20 protein-coding genes and 1 pseudogene are annotated in these 17,828 nt (G+C 67.4%); 11 read left to right on the top strand and 10 right to left on the bottom strand.

All coding sequences use genetic code 11. From position 1 onward, the window contains the following. Positions 1–151 precede the first annotated feature (151 nt). From FHR38_RS23410 to FHR38_RS23400, 3 genes are all read left to right on the top strand, one after another. Positions 152–895: an SDR family oxidoreductase gene (locus FHR38_RS23410; protein ID WP_184536685.1), complete on the top strand. Its 744-nt coding sequence runs from the start codon at positions 152–154 to the stop codon at positions 893–895. A gap of 58 nt (positions 896–953) precedes the next feature. Next, a complete protein-coding gene (locus FHR38_RS23405; RefSeq protein ID WP_221449147.1) occupies positions 954–1,769 on the top strand; it encodes an NADP-dependent oxidoreductase in 816 nt (271 codons plus the stop codon). 196 nt (positions 1,770–1,965) lie between these two features. Then, positions 1,966–2,787, top strand: a complete 822-nt coding sequence (locus FHR38_RS23400; RefSeq protein WP_184536684.1) for an SDR family NAD(P)-dependent oxidoreductase — start codon at positions 1,966–1,968, stop codon at positions 2,785–2,787. Here the strand turns inward: FHR38_RS23400 and FHR38_RS23395 are convergent. The 7 genes from FHR38_RS23395 to FHR38_RS23365 all read right to left on the bottom strand — a co-directional run bounded on the left by FHR38_RS23395 (position 2,750) and on the right by FHR38_RS23365 (position 9,126). Next, positions 2,750–3,013: a YchJ family metal-binding protein gene (locus tag FHR38_RS23395; RefSeq protein ID WP_246447680.1), complete on the bottom strand. Its 264-nt coding sequence runs from the start codon at positions 3,011–3,013 to the stop codon at positions 2,750–2,752. The genes FHR38_RS23400 and FHR38_RS23395 overlap by 38 nt on opposite strands. A gap of 227 nt (positions 3,014–3,240) precedes the next feature. Next, positions 3,241–4,353 carry an endonuclease/exonuclease/phosphatase family protein gene (locus FHR38_RS23390; RefSeq protein ID WP_184536683.1) on the bottom strand — a complete coding sequence of 371 codons (1,113 nt, stop codon included), beginning with the start codon at positions 4,351–4,353 and terminating at the stop codon, positions 3,241–3,243. Positions 4,354–4,429: 76 nt separating this feature from the next. After that, positions 4,430–4,855, bottom strand: coding sequence for a YchJ family protein (locus FHR38_RS23385; RefSeq protein WP_184536682.1), 426 nt, complete (start codon positions 4,853–4,855; stop codon positions 4,430–4,432). A 77-nt stretch (positions 4,856–4,932) separates the two neighbouring features. Further along, positions 4,933–5,682, bottom strand: a complete 750-nt coding sequence (locus FHR38_RS23380) for a hypothetical protein (protein WP_184536681.1) — start codon at positions 5,680–5,682, stop codon at positions 4,933–4,935. A 2-nt stretch (positions 5,683–5,684) separates the two neighbouring features. Further along, on the bottom strand, positions 5,685–6,311 hold the full coding sequence (locus FHR38_RS23375) for a GNAT family N-acetyltransferase (RefSeq protein ID WP_184536680.1): 627 nt from the start codon (positions 6,309–6,311) through the stop codon (positions 5,685–5,687). A 147-nt stretch (positions 6,312–6,458) separates the two neighbouring features. Further along, positions 6,459–7,256, bottom strand: coding sequence for a methyltransferase domain-containing protein (locus tag FHR38_RS23370; protein WP_184536679.1), 798 nt, complete (start codon positions 7,254–7,256; stop codon positions 6,459–6,461). 571 nt (positions 7,257–7,827) lie between these two features. Next, a complete protein-coding gene (locus FHR38_RS23365; RefSeq protein WP_446685674.1) occupies positions 7,828–9,126 on the bottom strand; it encodes an IS701 family transposase in 1,299 nt (432 codons plus the stop codon). Between the two features lie 101 nt (positions 9,127–9,227). Here FHR38_RS23365 and FHR38_RS33615 point away from each other — a divergent pair. The 6 genes and pseudogenes from FHR38_RS33615 to FHR38_RS23340 form a co-directional block, all read left to right on the top strand. Continuing rightward, positions 9,228–9,335 (top strand): annotated as a pseudogene (locus FHR38_RS33615) (GntR family transcriptional regulator); the annotation flags it as partial. Between the two features lie 51 nt (positions 9,336–9,386). Beyond that, positions 9,387–10,010: a UTRA domain-containing protein gene (locus FHR38_RS23360; protein ID WP_312882588.1), complete on the top strand. Its 624-nt coding sequence runs from the start codon at positions 9,387–9,389 to the stop codon at positions 10,008–10,010. A 4-nt stretch (positions 10,011–10,014) separates the two neighbouring features. Continuing rightward, the gene (locus tag FHR38_RS23355) at positions 10,015–10,719 is read left to right on the top strand and encodes a PP2C family protein-serine/threonine phosphatase (protein ID WP_221449145.1); all 705 of its coding nucleotides are present in this window, start codon (positions 10,015–10,017) and stop codon (positions 10,717–10,719) included. Further along, positions 10,604–11,242, top strand: coding sequence for a formylglycine-generating enzyme family protein (locus FHR38_RS32475; protein WP_246446708.1), 639 nt, complete (start codon positions 10,604–10,606; stop codon positions 11,240–11,242). The genes FHR38_RS23355 and FHR38_RS32475 overlap by 116 nt, the downstream gene beginning before the upstream one ends. A gap of 5 nt (positions 11,243–11,247) precedes the next feature. Beyond that, positions 11,248–12,189, top strand: coding sequence for a S66 peptidase family protein (locus FHR38_RS23345; RefSeq protein WP_184536677.1), 942 nt, complete (start codon positions 11,248–11,250; stop codon positions 12,187–12,189). A gap of 139 nt (positions 12,190–12,328) precedes the next feature. Beyond that, on the top strand, positions 12,329–13,186 hold the full coding sequence (locus tag FHR38_RS23340) for a S66 peptidase family protein (protein ID WP_184536676.1): 858 nt from the start codon (positions 12,329–12,331) through the stop codon (positions 13,184–13,186). A 45-nt stretch (positions 13,187–13,231) separates the two neighbouring features. Here FHR38_RS23340 and FHR38_RS23335 read toward each other — a convergent pair whose 3' ends face one another. Both FHR38_RS23335 and FHR38_RS23330 read right to left on the bottom strand, forming a co-directional pair. Then, positions 13,232–13,489, bottom strand: coding sequence for a YchJ family metal-binding protein (locus tag FHR38_RS23335; protein WP_312882363.1), 258 nt, complete (start codon positions 13,487–13,489; stop codon positions 13,232–13,234). A gap of 65 nt (positions 13,490–13,554) precedes the next feature. Then, on the bottom strand, positions 13,555–14,925 hold the full coding sequence (locus FHR38_RS23330; RefSeq protein ID WP_221449144.1) for an alpha/beta hydrolase family protein: 1,371 nt from the start codon (positions 14,923–14,925) through the stop codon (positions 13,555–13,557). 161 nt (positions 14,926–15,086) lie between these two features. Between FHR38_RS23330 and FHR38_RS23325 the strand changes: the two genes are divergently transcribed. After that, on the top strand, positions 15,087–16,004 hold the full coding sequence (locus FHR38_RS23325) for a LysR family transcriptional regulator (protein ID WP_312882362.1): 918 nt from the start codon (positions 15,087–15,089) through the stop codon (positions 16,002–16,004). Positions 16,005–16,006: 2 nt separating this feature from the next. Continuing rightward, the gene (locus FHR38_RS23320) at positions 16,007–16,909 is read left to right on the top strand and encodes a serine hydrolase (protein WP_184536673.1); all 903 of its coding nucleotides are present in this window, start codon (positions 16,007–16,009) and stop codon (positions 16,907–16,909) included. A 55-nt stretch (positions 16,910–16,964) separates the two neighbouring features. On the opposite strand, the gene FHR38_RS23315 is transcribed toward FHR38_RS23320, so the two are convergent. Beyond that, positions 16,965–17,738 (bottom strand): TIGR03089 family protein, encoded by a 774-nt coding sequence (locus FHR38_RS23315; protein WP_184536672.1) that lies wholly within the window; start codon positions 17,736–17,738, stop codon positions 16,965–16,967. Positions 17,739–17,828 lie beyond the last annotated feature (90 nt).

Genomic DNA, 17,828 nt, shown 5'->3' with positions numbered 1-17,828 from the left:
CACCCTAGCGCGTTATGCAATTCCTGCATGACGGGGTGCAAAACGAGTCTTGGACGCCTGCTCCGGGCGGCTGTTGACTCGGTCTCGTTCAGGTGGCCGCGACCGCCCGGGCGCATCAGGAGACGGCTTCTACGGAGGAGTGTGCCCCGAAATGGGTAAGTATGAGAACAAGAACGTAGTGATCACCGGAGGCAGCAGCGGTCTTGGCCTGGCGACAGCACAGCTACTCGTGGGTGCGGGCGCGCGTGTGCTGATCACCGGTCGGGACCAGACCGCCCTGGACGCCGCCCGCAGCCGGCTCGGCGGGAACGCGATCGCGGTCCGCAGCGACGCCGCATCGCTCTCCGACATCGAGGCGCTGGCCGACCGGGTGAAGGCCGAGTTCGGCACGGTCGACGCACTGTTCGCCAACGCCGGTGTCAACGGCTTCGCGCCGTTCGAGTCGACCAGCGAGCAGATGTTCGACCACCTGCTGGCGATCAATGCCAAGGGTCCGTACTTCACGGTGCAGAAGCTGGCCCCGCTGCTGGCGGAGGGCAGCGGCGTGGTGCTCACCACGTCCGTGGCAAACGTCAGGGCGCTGCCGGCGCTCAGCGCCTACGCGGCCAGCAAGGCGGCGCTGCGCTCGATGACCCGGGGCCTGGCCCGCGAGCTGCTCCCGCGCAAGATCCGCGTCAATGCGGTCAGCCCCGGCGCGATCGACTCCGGGATCCTGGAGAAGTCGATGCCCGCCGAGGCTGCTGAACAGACCAAGACGCAGATGGCCGCCGACATTCCGATGCTGCGACTGGGTACGCCCGACGAGGTCGCCAGGGCGGTCGTGTTTCTTGCGTTCGAGGCCACCTACACCACCGGTGCCGAACTCACCATCGACGGCGGCGGCTCCCAGCTCTGACTCCCGCCGTCCGGTGATTAGTTGATCTCCAACACGTATCGACAATCGAGAGGCACCCATGAGTCGCGCAGTCATCTACGAGGCGTTCGGAGGTCCCGAGGTTCTCGCGCTACGAAAAGTCCCAGAGCCGCACCCGGGGGTTGGCGAGGTCCGGGTTCATGTAGCGGCGTTCGGGCTGAACCCGATGGATTGGAAGATTGCCTCGACACCTGGGCTGGCGCGGGCCTTCGGCGTCTCGACCCCGGCCGGTTTTGGCTATGACTTCGCCGGCGTCGTGGACGAAGTCGACGACCAGGTCGAGGGTTTCGTCGTTGGCGATCGGGTCTTCGGCGGTGCGCTCGCCCGCGCTGCCGCCGACTACGTGGTCGGCACGCCGGCAGACCTCGGCCTGACGCGGACTCCGGCAGGAGTGAGCGATCAGACCGCCGCCACCCTCGCGATTGCCGGCCTGACAGCGGACGCCACGCTGCACGCGGTCGGCCTGCGCAACGGCGACACCATCCTGATTGGCGGGGCCGCGGGTGGAGTCGGCACCTTTGCTGTACAACTTGCCGCGCTCGCAGGTGCCCGCGTTGTCGGCACCGGCTCGGCGGACACCCATGGCTTTCTGCGCAACCTCGGTGCCGAGCCCGTCACCTATGGTCCTGGACTTGCCGCGCGCGTGCGGGCGCTCGCGCCTGACATCAGCGCGGCGACGTCACTGGTCGGCACCGAGACGGTCGATGTCGCGCTCGAACTCGGCGTCAACCCAGAACGTATCTCCACGATCGACGCGGGGCCCGCCCCCTACCGGGGGGCACGCGCGACGGGTGCCATCGACGCGGCCCCGGAGGCCTCACCCGAATCACCAATGCAATTCTGGCCAGCCAGCTGACCGTCCCGATTGCCGCGATGTTTCCCATCGAGCAGATCCGTGACGCTGTCACGCTTCAGCAAGGCGGTCACGTCCACGGGAAGATACTCGTCACATTGTGAGTCACCACGCTCATGATTCCTCACTCTGGACCCGCCGCCGCTCACGCAGTCCCGGCGCAGACATCCATCGATCAGCACTCGAAAGGTTATCCTCCATGACTGTCGACTATCGCTCACAGACAGTTCTGCTCACCGGGGCGAGCTCCGGGATTGGAGCCGCCTTTGCCGCAGCTTTGGCAGCGCGCGGCTCGAATCTCGTACTCGTCGCTCGACGCGCCGAGCGGTTAGCATCGATGGCAGGCGAACTTGCCCGCACGTACGATGTACGGGTCGAGGCGATCCCCTTCGATCTCTCCCAGTCAGCTGTGGGCAGCGAACTCCGGAAGGCTGTCGCTGACCGAGGCGTAGAGGTCACGAGCCTGATCAACAACGCCGCGTTTGGCACATTCGCCCCGTTCGCCGACGCGGATACCGCACGCCTCGCCGCCGAGATCGCCGTCGACGTCACGGCACCGGTTCAGCTCACCGCAGCGTTCATGCCGCAGATGTTGAGCGCTGCCAACGGCTTCGTCATCAACGTGGCCAGCGTATCCGCCTATTTCCCTTCGCCCAGAATGGCCGTCTACGGTGCCACAAAGGCATTCGTGCTCAGCTTTACCGAATCACTCTGGACCGAGCTGCGTGGCACGGGTCTCACCGCCTTCGCCGTCTGTCCCGGTGCCACCGATACAGAATTCACAACGGGGATGGGACCGGAGGCCCGCGTGCTGACCTCCGGGAAGCTGCGGACGCCCGAAAATGTGGTCACCACCGCTTTGGCCCATCTTGAACGTCGAGACCCAGGCCCGACCGTCATCGACGGACGCTTCAACCAGTTTGGCGTGATCATGAGCCGACTCATGAGCCGGCGCAGAAACGCCATGATAATGGAACACGTATTCAACCCAAACCGCCGGTCAGAGCCCGCTGCGGCCTGATCCAGCCGTGAAACCGCGTCAGGTCAGAGAGAATCTGCCGCCGCGTCGAGGTAGACCACTCGCCGTTCTCGCGTACGAAGCTGCTGTGCTCGTACATCGTCCCGACCTGCCCGGACTCGCGATAGTGCGCGCGGAACTCGACGGTGCCCACGGTGTCGAACAGGCTGCCCCGATCGGCGGCAAGGATCTCCAGCCGGGTCCACCGTTGCTGCGGATCAAGACTCAGCCGGGCCGGTCGGGTGGTGGGGTGCCCGGTCCGCAGCAGATAGGCGCTGTCGCCAACGGCATCAGCTCGGCGCGTCTGCGGTCGGGCCGATCGGGCACGGTGACTTTACCGACACCGTGCCCGATCGGCGTACCGACGACGTTGAACGCGAGCGCCGGAACGCTCACCGTCTCCCCCGCCGTACGTTGAGACCCTCGACTCCACACAGGTACGGTGTCGAGCACGTTTCAGGAGGTGGTTACCTCCACCAGCCCTCGGTAGAAGGCATGGTCGGAGACGGTCCGGGGAACTTCGATCGGTAGCCCGCTCACCGACGCGGCATCGCTGGTCTCCGAGAAGAAGAGATAGTCAATCTTGTTGGTGCCGGTCGTACCGGCCGTCCGCCCACCACTGCGGCAGGCCGTCGCTGTCGAGGCGCACCCCGCGTTGCCGTAGAAGTTGTGGTCGTCCTGGTCAGCCTCGTAGAACAGCCCCCAGCCGCCGCCCGGCTTGGTCTCCGACCGGTAGAAGGCGTCCATGGCGGTCTCCGTGGGGAGTGAGTTGAAGTCCCCACCCACCACGACGATCTTGCCGGCAGCGATGTCGCCGTCAAGGTCCGAGGCGAGCCGCGCGGCCTGGGCGGTACGGGCCCGCTTGTTGATGTTGCCCGGGTCCCGGAACGCCCGCAGGTGCACGCTGCATCCCTTGACGACCCGGCTACCCAGGTCGGCGAGTTGCACGTCGTAGCACAGGGCGGTGAACGTCCGTGGCGGGTTGACCGGTCGGGTGTCGTTGATCTGGTGCCGCTCGCCGCCAAGGGCAATCTCGTCCCGGTTACTCAACGTCCCTCGGGCCCCGACGACCTGACCAATCCAGCAGCGTCGGTCGTCGTTTGCCGGATCGTCGTCCTCGTTCACCGCACAGTCCGTCGCCCCGCAACCGGTGTAGTTGGTCAGCAACGTGGTGAAGCCCAACTGGTACGTGCCGGAATTGAAGGCGTGGTTGGTGAACCACTCGTACTGCGGCCAGCAGACCTCCTGAAACATGATCAAATGAGGACGAAAATCGTCGATGAGATCGGTGATAGTCGGCAGGTTGTCGACGCTGCCCCCCATGCACATGCCACCGCAGATGTTGTGGCTGATCGCCTTGAGGCCCACGGTTGCCGCGACGGCGACCGTCCCAGCGGCCGGGTCAGTGGCCGGGCCAGCCGAGGCCGGGGTCGTGGTGACGATCTTCATCGGGTCCGGTACGTCAGCCCCGCCCGGTATACCGGCTCCGGCTCCACCCTGGGCTAAGCCGGGTAGCAGTACTGCGGCGAGGGCGACCACCAGGGTCGCCGCGATCCTACGCATCGTCATGCCACTCCCCGTCGAGAAGACATCGAAGAGATCGATAGTAGCGAAGATCGATGCGTTGCTCCGGGACGGCCGTTGCTCAGTCAGCCGACGGCAGAGCGCCGAGGTAGACCCACTCGCCGTTCTCACGTACGAAGCTGCTGTGCTCGTGCATCGTCCCGGCCTGCCCGGACTCGCGATAGTGCGCACGGAACTCGACGGTGCCCACGGTGTCGAACAGGCTGCCCCGATCGGTGGCGAGAATCTCCAGCCGGGTCCACCGTTGCTGCGGCTCGAGACTCAGCCGGGCCGGTCGGGTGGTGGGGTGCCAGGTCCGCAGCAGGTAGGCGGCATCACCAACGGCGTACGCGCTGAACCGCGACCGCATGAGTTGCTCGGCCGTCGCGGCGGTCGTCTCTCCCCGGTGTAGCCGACCGCAGCACTCGCCGTAGGGCTCGGCCGAGCCGCAGGGGCAGGGCTGGGTCGAGTCGTACGCCGTTGTCCGGCGGGCTCCGCGTTTCGCCACGCGATCATTCTGCCGGACCAAGCTGGCAGGTCTGCCAACACCTGCGATGCCCTCTGGCCTCGCGAGACATCCCGTAATCACGCCGACCGGGCTGGTTGGTATTCGACGGCGACGAGTAGGTGGTCGGAGGCGGCCCAGCCGAGGGCGGTGTCTTCGACGGTGTGCCGGCGTATCCGGCCAGTGCGTGCAGGGTTGTTGCGGTGGTGGATGCGGTCGGGGCGTTGGTCGCCGTGGGGGTCGCCGGGCCAGTGGCCGGTGGTGGGTTGCCAGTGCCCGCCGCAGGTGGTGGCGGTGTCGTGGAAGCCGGCGGCGTGCAGGATCCGCTCCGGCTCCCGGTCGTTGGGGGTGGGCCAGGTGCCGGTGAGGAACACGTCATGGTCGTGGTGGCCGAGGGCGGTGGTGAGTAGTCCGGCCTCCCGTCGGGTCTGGTGGGTTTCGCCGGCTGGTGGTGCGTGGTAGTTGGCGATGGTGATCGGGGAGCCGTAGGCGTCGAGGGTGAGCCAGGTCAGGCCGTACCGGAAGGGTTGGTCGGTGGCGGGCCACCAGGTGCCGGGTACGGGGCGGATGTCGGGCCGCCACAGGATGCCCAGGCCGGCACCGCCCGCTGCCGCGATCGTGGGGGTGCCGTGGTGGGTGTGGCAGTGCAGACGGGTTTCGCGGGCCATCCGGAACAGTGCTGGTTCTCCGGGGAGGCCCTGTACGGCGATGATGTCCGCCTCGGAGTCGAGAATGACCTGTTCCATCAGTTCGTCACGTCTGCGGTCGGGCCGGTCGGGCTGCTGGTAGTCGCGCAGGCGGTAGGTGGCGATGACGAGCGGTTCGATCACGGCTACTCGTCCTCCCCCTCCTCATCGGTGGGTGGGGATGACCGCCACAGGCCGTGCAGGATGAGGCCGCCTCCGGCGGGTGTCTTGTTGTGGGGTGTGTAGCCGTGCCGGGCGTACCAGTCGTAGGTTCGCTGGTCGGCGGCGACGGTGTAGGCGTGGATCCCGGTACGGTCGAGCCGGCCGTGGTGATGCGTCAGCAACGCATGGCCGTGGCCCTGCAATTGTGCTCCGGGTGTGACCGCGAGCCACGCCAGATGATGGTGGGCTTCGGCCGGGTGCTGTTTGGCGAGTAGTTCTTCCAACTGGGTGAACCGGTCGGCGTGTTCACCGCAGGTGTCGGCGAGCCGGTGCGGATAGTTGGCCGGTGGCGGAATGGGCCGGTAGCGGTGCAGCCACACCGCCGCCCCGACCAGCCCATCGTTGTCGTCCCGGATCACGTCGATCTCGCCGAACATCAGCGCGTGTTCGACGTGGATGCGTAGATAGGCAGTCAGCACTGCCTGCCGCCAGCCCGGATCGGGGACCAGCCAGGCGGCGACCGGCAGGTCACGCATCGCGGTCCCGGCCAGGGCTGCGAGCGCGTCGATGTCACCCCACTTCGCGCGTACGACCTTCACAGGTGCACTCATCAGAGTCCCTTTCGGAATAGAGTCGGGGCGGGGCGGACTCGAGCTTCCGGACCGCGATAACCCTGTTGCCGCAGGGATCGTCGTCGCAGCCGGGTCCGCCCCGCCCCCGTCTGGATGGGTTAGGTCAGATGTGTTGACGGCGGCTGATCAGGTGTGTTGGCGGCGGCCGATGGTGGAGAAGACCGTGTCGCCCAGCAGCACGGTCTCCGGGTGCGTCAGCACCTCGGCCAACGCGTCCAGGTCGTCGGAGTCGACACCGGCCTCCAGCAGCGGGCCGCGCAGCGTACGGGCCACCGTCAACGGCAACAAATACCCGGCAGTGCCACCCCGCCACGACTGGGCATGCACGGCGGTGTCAACCTCCACCAACCCCGCATCGGCCATCGCCGCCGCCGTATGCGTCACCCAATACAGGTCACCACCAGCCTGGGTGAACACCTCCGCGAGTGCCGATCGAAACCGGCAGTAGACACCAGCCGCATCCGGCACCGGGGACGACAACACCAGCCCCGAACAGCGACCCCAGTCCTCAATCACCAGCGGCCTACCCGGGGCCAGCGCCCGCGCGTACCGGTGCACGAGTTCCCACCTCTGTGGCCAGCCCGCGAACACCAATCGGGCATGCACCAAGTCGAACACTCCACCCAACAACGGATCACGCTCGTCGTTGCGGCCGATCACCGTCACCCGAGGATGCGACCGGACCAGATCCGGACAGAGCCCGGTGGCGATTACTTCACCGGTCGGACCGATCCGATCCCCCAGCCAGCCGGCCACCGACCCGTTCCCAGCCCCCACCTCCCAACACCGACCGCCCCAGGCAACCCCCGCCCTGCCCAGCCGGTCACACGTGAACCCGTCCAGGACCGTCGACAGGTAGTCCAACACCCGCCGCCCGCCCTCCTCATCACTGTCGAACACCTGACGCAACGCAACAGCCGTCATCGAACCCCTCTCCGAACCGCACACATGAGTAGAGCGATCACCGCAGCCGGCCATCCGACGAGCCCGCCGGACGTGCCGGCTACCTCGAACAGTTCGGGCAGGTCAACGACACCCCGCACACCCCACACCACCGCCGAGACGCCCGATACGACACCAACCCCGCCACAAACCCGAGTAGAACGCCGCCCAGGGCTGCGAATACGACCGTCACGCACGTCCTCCCTTGCCGCTCGGCAGCCCGATCCGCACAGCTAGGCGACCTACGGCGAGCGAAGCGCGGGGCTTGGTAGCCTCCTGCATGACGTTTCCCTTCTTCAAGGATTCCGTTGGGCCCTCGCACGGACCTGAACTCGCCAAAGATCGCGGTCGGTGCGGGGGTTTTTCCTTGCCCTTGCAAGTCTCAAATTGTCTTGGGACAATTTGACTAGCCCAAAGCTAGTCGCACCACTTCCTGATGTCAACGACCATTGGGGAGAATCCCAAGACAATCCGAGAAGCATCGAGAGGAGGTGGTGCAGTGCCCGCGCACTCGCGCTACCGACACATCGCCGAAGCGATTAATACTCCAACGTCACTTCGCCTGTCTGTGCTGGTAGTGGGATCGTCGGGCTCGGGCTTGCGATGTTCGCCGCCAGATCGACCAGCGCAGGGTGTGTGCTGGCGGTAGCGATACGGCGAGGACGAAAACGTTGAGGAGTCGGCGGATCTCGGGGACGGTCAACGCGATGAGCTCCGGATTGGCGTCGGACTGTTGCGCGGTGGCGGCGAGGATGGTCAGGACGGCCAAGGCGAGCATGGTCAGGGTGATGTGGCGGTGCCAGCCGGTCCAGCCGCGGACCTGGTAGTGGTCCAGGCCGACCTGCCCTTTGCCGGTCTGGAACAGTTCCTCGATGCTCCAACGGGAGCCGGCTACTCGTACAAGGGTGTGTAGCGGCACCGGGTGGGGCGTCCAGCACAGGTAGAAGGCCAGCTCACCGGTGGTGCGGTTGCGGCGGATGAGTAACCACCGATGCTCACCCTGGTTGGTGGCGGTGGTGATCCACGCCCACAGGTAGTCACGGGGACCTTTCGCCCCTGGCCCGCAACTGTGTAGCTGCCACTGGCTGGTGGGGATCCGTTCGGCGAGATCGTCGACGCGGACCAGGGTGCGGCCGTCGTTGACCGCCACGCGTCGGTCGCAGCCGACCGCCAGGACATAGCCGATTGCGCGGTGTTCCAGGTCAGCGCGTAGGCCGGGGTCGGCGCCGTAAACCTCGTCGCCGGTCACCCAGCCAGCCGGAACACCAGCGTCCAACGCGGCCGTGATCATCTGCCGGGCCAGGGTAGGTTTCGTAGCGAACCAGACCTCTCCCTCGGGGACACCAGCGGCGGCGAGACGGTCCGGCCGGTCACACCAGGTTGTCTCGGGTAGGTAGAGCCTGCGGTCGATCATCGCCCGCGTGGCAGGCGTCACGTAGGCCAGAAACACCCCGACCTGGCTGTTCTCCACCCGGCCGGCGGTGCCGGTGTACTGCCGCTGCACCCCGACCGAACACACGCCCTTCTTCAGGAACCCCGTCTCGTCGACGACCAGGACCGCATCGGGGTGTCCGAGATGCTCCACCAGCCAATCCCGCACGTCATCACGCACGGCGTCTGCGTCCCACACCGCCGTACGCAGCAGCCGCTGCATCGCCTGCGGATCAGCGTGACCAGCCCGTTCCGCCAACGACCAGCAGGTCTTACGTTCCACGTCCGACAGCAGCCCTTCCACGAACTGCCCGGCCGTCTGGCGTGGCTCCGCCCGCACGAACCGGCCCGCGACACGCGCCTTCGCCTCGTCCAGAATGACCCGCCACCCGGCAGGGTCTACGCTATGGCCCACGGCCACCGCACGATCTTCGATTGTCCTCACAAACCATCGATGATCTACGCGGTGGCCGTCCTCATACCCACGCCACGCCCAACGCCAAAGCCAAGTGACGTTGGAGTATTAAGACCCGCATCAAAGCCGAAGAGTGGAAGACGGGCGACCGCCTACCCAGGCTCGACGACTTCGCGCGAGAGTACGGTGCCAACCGAGACACCATCGGTCGCGCCATCACCGTCCTTGAATCCGAGGGCTACGTCCTCGCCGTTCAAGGCAGCGGCATCACCGTCCGGTACGGTGCCCGCCGACCCCGGCGCAAGCGCGGCGACACTGTCCACCGCAACCGCCAGAACCTCGGCTACTCGTTCCCGTCCGCCAGCGGCCAAGAGCAGTGGATCAGACATGGCGACGCCACCAACAATCCGGTACGACTCGACGATCCGCGCATCGCCCACCTACTCAAAGTGGCGCTCGGCACGGAGGTGCTGCGCCGACACCGGGTCACCGGCCCGCCCGGCGAGGCACCGTTCCAGATCAATGTTTCCTGGGTTCACCCCCGCGTTGCTGACCTCGCTGCCGAGGTGGACGCCAACCCAGCCGCTGGCGAGTGGCTGTACCGCATCGAACAGGCCGGGCATTGGCCCATAACCTGGCGGGAAGTTCACCGCGCCCGTATGCCCAGCAAGGAGGAAGCCGCGCTCCTTCAAATTCCGACAAGCCTGCCCGTCCTCGAAATCGTCCGCGAAGGCTTGTCCGGCCAGGACGGGCAGCCAGTCGAGGTCACCGAGTACATCATCGCCAGCGATCGCGTCGAGACCGAACACATGCTCCAGCGAGCGCCGGACGCGCAAACACCTTGGCCCGACCTCGACCCCGACCTTCTTTCCCACGGATCAGACGGGTGACGTCATGACTCTCACTGTCGAAATCCACACCGCCGGACTGACCCACATCGGCCAGGTTCGGCGCCGCAACGAGGACGCCTTCTACGTCGGCAACCATCTGGCAATGGTCGCTGACGGACTCGGCGGCCACGTCGCCGGTGATGTGGCCTCCAGCATCGTCATCGAAGCCGTCCGCAGCTACGACCAACCGACCCCAGCCGGGCAACTCGTTGACACGGCTGTTGAGGCAATCGATGTCGCCAACCGTGCCCTCCAGGCGCAAATCGCCGCCAACCAGGATCTCGCTGGGATGGGCACTACGCTGGTGGCGTTGCTGTGGTCCGGGTCAAAGGTGGCGGTGGCCAACATCGGCGACTCCCGCATCTACTGCTACCGAGACCACCAAACAACGCTGATCACCGACGACCACGTGTACGGCCATCTGGTGTCCGGCACAACCCAGGTGCCGGCCCTCGCGGGTCGGCTAACCCGGTTCTTGAACGGTCGCCCCGAGGGCGTATCTGCTGATGTTGTTCTCCGCGACCTGCAACCCGGGGACCGGTACCTGCTGTGCTCGGACGGCTTGTCGTCGTACGTGCCGGAGTCGGACATCGATGCTGCGATGGGTTCGGTCGAGGACCCAGACATGTTGGTGGAGCGACTGGTTGGCTTGGCTCTCGACCAGGGCGGACACGACAACGTTACGGTCGTGGTTGTGGACGTGCGTTAACCAGAAGACGCGAGAGGCGGCACCCGCACAGGTGCCGCCTCGTTCGCTATCCGGGCTATGTCAGATCAGGACAGACAACCGGCATCTCGTCGGGGTTACCGTAGGTGTCTGGCTCCCCGGTGAGCACATACCCGCCGTGGGCGATGGCCTTTGGGACGGCCGGCTGCCCACCGAGGATGAATGGGAGTTGGCCGCTCGCGGCACCGACGGCCGTTGCTTTCCCTGGGGCTCTGCCATGCCCGCGCCGCCACGTTGCTTGGTCCGAGGCTCGGCCCTTCATACGATTACCGCCAATTGTTGGGGTGCGTCGCCGTTCGGAGTCGAGGACATGACCGGCCATGTGTGGCAGTGGTGCTCCGGCAGCTACCGCGACCATCCGCAGTACCGGGGCGGTGACACCCGCGCCAACACCTACTTCCTGCGCACCACCGTGCGGCCCCTGGAATCCGCCGAGCACTGCGGGCACCTCGTGGGCTTTCGCGTAGTCCGCGATGCCGCCCCAGAAGACGAACCAGAAAGGTAGGGACGATGCCCACCATGATTCGGCCACCGGCCGCGCCGCCCGGCTCCACCGTGGCGGTGGTCGCCACCTCATCACCGGTGAGCAGTGATGACCTCGGTCGGCTCGTCGGCTACCTGCACAGTCGCGGATACGAGGTCCACACCTACCCGAGCTGCCGGGCCGCTACCGGCTACCTCGCCGGCCCGGCCGAGCAACGCGCCGCTGACCTCAATGCCGCCTTCACCGACCCGGACGTACGGCTCATCGTGCCCGCCACCGGCGGCAAAGGCGCAGCGCAACTGCTGCCCCTGCTCGACTACGACACGATCGCCGCCAACCCCACCATCCTGACCGGCATGTCCGACCCCTCCATCCTGCTCAACGCCATCCACGCCCGTACCGGCCTGCTGGCCCTGCACGGTCCCTCCGGGTACGACTTCTTCCAACGCCCCGTACACGACGACACCGCCACCGCCTTCTTCGACGCCATCACCGGCAGCCTGGCCGGTCGAGAAGTCCCCGGCGAGGACTGGCGGATCGCGCGCGGCGCGGGCACCACCGTGCGCGGCCCGGTCGTCGGCGGGCACCTCGGCACCATCCGCGCGCTCGTCGGGACCAACTACCTACCCGACCTCGACGGCACCATCCTGATCCTCGAAGAGGTCTTCGTGAGCTGGGTCGACATCGACACCGCCCTCATCCACCTACGGCTGGCCGGCGTGTTCGACCGAATCGCCGCGCTCGTCGTCGGCGTGCCCGTGGACACCACCCAGGGAGACGCGCCCGACCAGACCTGGGACGACCTGATCCTGCGCTGCGTCGGCGGGACCTTCCCGGTGATCACCAACGTCGAGTTCGGGCACACCCCGCGCAAGATCCCGTTGCCGATCGGCGGCGTGATCGAGCTACAACTCGACGACAACAGCCCAGTCTTGCGGTACCGCGACGACCTGATCGAGGCCCGATGAGCGTCCACGACCTTGTTCTCGACCTGGACACCCACGTCGACTTCACCTGCGCGCTGGAGACGTACCTGATCTATCCGTGGGTACGCGACGGGTGACGAGCTGGTCCGCCCGCCGCGTGTTGGCCCCAAGGACGCCCACCATGCCGTCGCCCGGATCAGGCAGAGCGCGCTTGGCTGCCCTATCGAAGGATGCTGGTAGCTTGCTCGGCTGCCGCCCGAACGTCTACGCCCGGCAGGGCTACCTGGCCGGCGGCGACGAACTACGGGCCGCCGACATCAACACGGCGTTCGCCGATCCGGACGTACGCGGAATTCTCTGCACCCGAGGTGGCTACGGCGCGCAACGGGTCGTCGACCAGATCGACATGGCGACGGTACGGCGCAACCCCAAGGTCGTCGCCGGCTTCTCCGACATCACCGCGTTGCAGTTCGCGCTCTGGCGCGGTGCCCGGCTGGCCAGCGTGCACGGGCCGGGCGCTGCCTGGCTGGACGCGCGCACCCCACCCAAGTCGGCCGAATCGCTACGCACCGCGCTGATGAGCACCGAACCGGTGACGGTGACCCGGATGCCCACCGAGGAGACAGCCCCGGTGCTGGTGCCCGGTACAGCCACCGGCCCGCTGATCGGCGGCAACCTGTGCCTCGTCGTCTCATCCCTGGGCACCCCCGACATGCCCGACCTGGCCGGCGCGATCCTACTGATCGAGGATGTCGAGGAACCGCCGTACAAGGTGGACCGGATGCTCACCCAGCTACGCCGCGCCGGCGTGCTGGACAAGCTCGCCGGGGTGGCGGTCGGGCAGTTCACCAACTGCGCCGACGACTGGCCGGTGACCGTCGCCGACGTGCTCACCGAGCGGCTGGGCGACCTCGGGGTGCCGGTACTCGGCGGACTGCCGATCGGGCACGGCCTCGGTCAACTCACCGTGCCCATCGGCGTACCGGCGACGCTCAACGCGAGCGCCGGAACGCTCGTCGTCTCCCCCGCCGTGCGGTAAGGCCCTCCCCACAGCCGTACGGCTATGCACCACAGCCGTACGCCTTCAAGACTCTGCCGATTCGCCGAGATACACCCACTCGCCGTTCTCGCGTACGAAGCTGCTGTGCTCGTACATCGAGTCAGCCTGACCGGACTCGCGATAGTGCGCGCGGAGCTCGACGCTGCCGGTGGCGTCGAAGAGGCTGCCCCGATCGGTGGCGAGGATCTCCAGCCGGGTCCAGCGCTGCTGCGGATCGAGGATCAGCCGCGCCGGCCGGGTGCTGGGATGCCAGGGATTGGGCCATCCCCACTCCGGCAGCACCAGGGGCCTCCGGTAGGTGCCTCGTCGACCAAGGTGAGCCACCTACCGGACGCCCTCGGCCAGGATCAGCGGTGCAGATGGAACGGCCGGGGGTACGGCCCCGGCGAGTAGGTGACGTAGTCGTGGGTGGCCGCGGGGTCCCACTCTTCCGCCAGTCGATTCAGCGTCAAGGGCCCGGTGTCGGGCCACTGTCCGGTGCTGATCCGGTGTTCGAGGGTGCGGACGGCCGCCAGCATCTCGCCGGCGGTGAAGGTGCAGTGTCCGGCCCGGTGTACGTACGCCTGACGCAGCAGCCGTGAGCGGCCGGCGTCGGTGACCGCCTCGGCGTAGGCCTGCTCGGTCTGAACCGGAACCTGCGGGTCGCCGGTGGTGTGGATGCTCATCATCGGCGTGGTGAGTCCACCGGTGAACGAGATGTTCCGGATCATGTAGGCGACCGCCGCCGGATCGGCGGTAATGCGAGGCGCGGCGGCCAGCGCGGCCAGGTCGTCGCGCAGCGAAAGCCCCGACTGCCGGTAGTGCGCCTCAACCTGCTTTCGGATGGCGGAGTTCGCCAGCATGCGGGCGTAGTCGACGCCGGTGTTCCAGGACATGTTGCCGCTGGCGTGCGCCTCGGCCTCCTGCCGCCAGGTGAGTCCGGTCTGCAGGAACTGGCGGAGCGCACCGAACTGGTTGCGCTGCGCGGTGTCGTGATCGTTCGCGTCCGGCTCCGGCTGCGCCGGATTGGTCCAGGCCGGGGTGTTACGCAGCGCTGCCGCCAGGGCGATGCGCGCCCGGCCCTGCGGGGATGTCTGAGCCACATCGAGGGCGGCGGTCAGTTCAGCGGCCGACGCGATCGCCGTGGCCTGGTCGGGCAGGCGTACCAACGGTGCGGTCGAGCCCGGTGCCAGCAGGGTACGGATCGCGAAGAGCGTGTCGAGGGCGTTGTTCCAGTTGGCTACGGAACCTTGTTCGAGCCCGCACATGGCGATGGTGCCGTCGAAGAACCGGCCATGCCGCTCGGCGAAACCGGTCGTGATCATGCCGCCCATGGACGTGCCCCAGGCGATCGTGCGCCGGGCCACGCCGAATCGCGCCTGGAACTCGTTCAGTGTGCCGAGTTGTGCCGGCATGGCCCCCTCCACGACCCAGCCGGTCTCCGGATATGCGGAGCCGATCTGGGCGTACCCGGCGTCCAGCAACGCGGTGCGAACGGCTTCACTGGGGGCGTTGCGGGCCGGGTTCGACGCACCGTCGGGCACGTAGCCATGGCTGTAGAGCAGGACGGTGCCGTTCCAGTTGGTCGGCACATCCATCACGTAGGCCGAGCCATCGGGAAGCACGCCCTCGACATGGCCTGCCGAGATGACCCGGGCATACCCAGGATTCGGATTGGCAGCAGTGCCGAGCAGGGTGGCGAGCAGCAAGGCCAGAAATGCACTGGCGATCTTCCTCACGAGTGCTCTGCTCCTCTCTGGTGAAAATCCTGGCAAATCATTTCCTAAATGGATAGATATCCCAGGTGGGTCAGAACGCAGTCTGGCATCCAGGAAACATGCTGTCCAAGACAGGAACGGGCACATCAATGCCAATTCGGCATGGCTGTACGCTGTCGAGCGTGGACATCGTCAGGGCCTGCCAGGCGTTCGTGGCGGTGAGCAGGCATGGCAGCTTCACCATCGGGGCCGCCGCGGCGGGTATGCCGCAGTCAGTTGCCAGTCGGCGAATCGCCGCACTGGAGGAGCACTTCGGCGCCAAGCTGTTCGATCGATCGTCGCGAAACGTCACCCTTACCCCGTTCGGCCGGGACATGCTGTCCTCGGCCCGGCGGCTGGTCGAACTCGTCGAGGCGATGGAGCACGATGCCGAGCGCGCCAAGCAACGCCCGTTCCGATTGGCCCTACCGGCAGTCTCCGCCCTACGCCGTCTTACCGGCCTCGTTGCCGAGGCACGTCGCTACGACCTGAATCTCACCCTCCATCCGGCGGGGCCCGGTGAACGCGCAGAACTGGCTCGGACGCTCGAGGTCCGGGCGGCGATCGTGGCCGTCCCCGGCGACCGCGCGCCCTGGCGGATACCGTTGGGGCTGGCCGGCCACGCCGAGACGGCGGGTCAGGCGATATACCTGGAAAGCCTGCGCGCTGGCCGGGCCGGGCGCACGACACACCGTCGACATGTCTGGATTCAACCGGAGGACGACGTGCCGCACATTCGCGACCACGTGATCCGCCTGCGGGACCAGGTCGGCCTCCAACCCGCTCAGGTCGTCGTCTCGACCTCACTCGTCGACGCTGGAGCCGAGGTGCTCGGCTCGGCCGACCTGTTGCTCTGTTCCGCCGCGCAGGCCAGCGAACTGGGCCTGCACTGGCGGCCGATCGGCGAGCTACGGCTGGTACGCGGTTACGACATCGCGGCCGGACTGCGCGAGGACGCCCAGCGAATCCGGGCCCTCCCACCCGCCACGATCGGACGCTGTCTAGGAATGCCGAAACACGACAGCCACGGCAGCGACGAGTCGGACGCAGGTGAGGCGTAGCCGTGGTGACGACCAAGGTTCTCCGCGATGCCCGGGAGGCCCTGCACGACGGCGGCCTGCGCGGCTCAATCCTCGTGCGTGACCTCGACACCGGCGATGAACTCGCCATCGACGCCGAGGTGGACTATCCGATCGCCTCCCTGGTCAAGGTGCCACTCGCGGTCGCCACGCTGGAACGTGCCGGGCGCGGTGAACTGGACCTGGCAACAGCAATCGTGGTGCAGCCCGGCCGGGTCACCGCGCCGGGACCGACCGGCATGTCCAAGTTCCGGCACCCGGCCAGGGTCGCGCTCGAGGACCTTCTCTATCTCAGCACGGCAATCAGCGACGGCACTGCGGCCGACGCCCTGTTCGCCATCACCCCGCCCGCCGAAGTCACCGCGGAACTGCGCCGGCTCGGCTACGACGGCATCGTGGTACGCCACCTCATGGGGGACCTCACCGAGACGCCAGCCGAGCGGTTCGCGCCTACCGAGGCGCACCTGGCCCACTCCCTCGCCATCGGTGCCGCGACAGCGGGACAGGGGCATCCCGTGGCCCAACTCGACATCAGTCGCGCGAACGTCGGGTCCGCCCGGGCCTTCGTCAATCTGCTGGAGGGATTGTGGCGGCCGACGACGATCAATTCCGCCACCGCAGCACACGTCCGTGAGCTGATGAGGAACAACATGATCCGGCACAGGCTGGCACCCGACTTCAGCTCTGATGCGTCCCGCTGGTCGTCGAAGACCGGCACCCTGCTCAACCTCCGACACGAGGTTGGGGTCGTCGAGCACGCCGACGGGCAGACCTTCGCCGTCGCCGCCCTGACCGAGTCCCGCGTACCGGCCGTGTTGCAGCCCGAGGCGGAAGCACTGATGGCCCAGGTCGCCCGTACGCTCCGCGACCAGTTGCGGATGATCTGACCACAGCATCACCAGCCGACGACTCGCGCAGGTGATGCTCGCGGACGGGGTTGCCCTATCCGAGGACGTGGCTGGCCTGTTCGGCCGCTGCCCGGGCGGCGACGGTCGTCGGGTCGAGGTTGGCGCAGAGCACCACCGAGGCGCCGACCGCCAGCGGAGCCAACAACCACTTGAACGGGTGCTCGTGCTCGGCCGTGTCGACCAGCAGCCGATCCCCCGGCCGTAGGTCGAGCATCCCGGCCGTCTCCAGCGCCACCGACCCCCACTCCCGGAACGTGGTGCCGTCCACGCTCGCGGCATCGGTCTGCCCGATCGACGCGTACGCCGGCAGGCTGTCGCTGTAGCGGCCCACCTCGGCCAGGTAGTCGCGGTATCCGGCGGGCACCTCGGCCATGGTCGTGGTGCCCGGTGTCAGCCCCAACACGAAGCGGTGCCGGGCGTCGGGCACGTTCTCCAGCCAGTCGTCCAGCCGCCGCCGGGAGACGAAGACCGCGTCCAACGGTTCGTCGTCGCCCGGCCCGTACGCCGGTAGACCTGCCGTGGCCGCCAGGCGGAACGACACCGACAGCCCCGCCGACCAGGCCCCCAGCAGCACGGCGGCGGTCTGCCAGTGTGGTGGCAGCAGCACCGCCATCCGACTGCCCGCACCCAGCCCGCAGCCCTCGTGCAGCAGACCGGCGGTCCGCGACGCCCACCCGGCCAGCGCGGCAACCGACAGCTCCGTCCGCTCACCGGTCGCGTCGTCGCAGTACGTCAACAGCGGCCGGTCGGTCTCCGCCGCCGCCCCGCCGCCGGCCAGCAACGCCGGCACGTCATCAGCACCGCTCATCACCATCCGGCCCCTATCCCCCGCAATTGATGCCATCGCCGATCATCGAGTGCCCGTTTCAAAAGGGCCGAGCGCTTGAACAGAGCCGTA

The organism is Micromonospora polyrhachis (assembly GCF_014203835.1).
Taxonomy (GTDB): Bacteria; Actinomycetota; Actinomycetes; order Mycobacteriales; family Micromonosporaceae; genus Micromonospora_H; species Micromonospora_H polyrhachis.
The sequence above is the reverse complement of the archived record's forward strand: the minus strand, read 5'-3'. Positions and strand labels throughout refer to the sequence as shown.

Coding starts and splice junctions, on each gene's coding strand:
- FHR38_RS23400 (WP_184536684.1), top strand. CDS start 1,966: ATGACTGTCGACTATCGCTCACAGACAGTTCTGCTCACCGGGGCGAGC.
- FHR38_RS23375 (WP_184536680.1), bottom strand. CDS start 6,311: ATGAGTGCACCTGTGAAGGTCGTACGCGCGAAGTGGGGTGACATCGAC.
- FHR38_RS23315 (WP_184536672.1), bottom strand. CDS start 17,738: ATGAGCGGTGCTGATGACGTGCCGGCGTTGCTGGCCGGCGGCGGGGCG.
- FHR38_RS23340 (WP_184536676.1), top strand. CDS start 12,329: ATGCCGTCGCCCGGATCAGGCAGAGCGCGCTTGGCTGCCCTATCGAAG.
- FHR38_RS23410 (WP_184536685.1), top strand. CDS start 152: ATGGGTAAGTATGAGAACAAGAACGTAGTGATCACCGGAGGCAGCAGC.
- FHR38_RS23355 (WP_221449145.1), top strand. CDS start 10,015: ATGACTCTCACTGTCGAAATCCACACCGCCGGACTGACCCACATCGGC.
- FHR38_RS23370 (WP_184536679.1), bottom strand. CDS start 7,256: ATGACGGCTGTTGCGTTGCGTCAGGTGTTCGACAGTGATGAGGAGGGC.
- FHR38_RS32475 (WP_246446708.1), top strand. CDS start 10,604: ATGCTGCGATGGGTTCGGTCGAGGACCCAGACATGTTGGTGGAGCGAC.
- FHR38_RS23405 (WP_221449147.1), top strand. CDS start 954: ATGAGTCGCGCAGTCATCTACGAGGCGTTCGGAGGTCCCGAGGTTCTC.
- FHR38_RS23345 (WP_184536677.1), top strand. CDS start 11,248: ATGCCCACCATGATTCGGCCACCGGCCGCGCCGCCCGGCTCCACCGTG.
- FHR38_RS23390 (WP_184536683.1), bottom strand. CDS start 4,353: ATGACGATGCGTAGGATCGCGGCGACCCTGGTGGTCGCCCTCGCCGCA.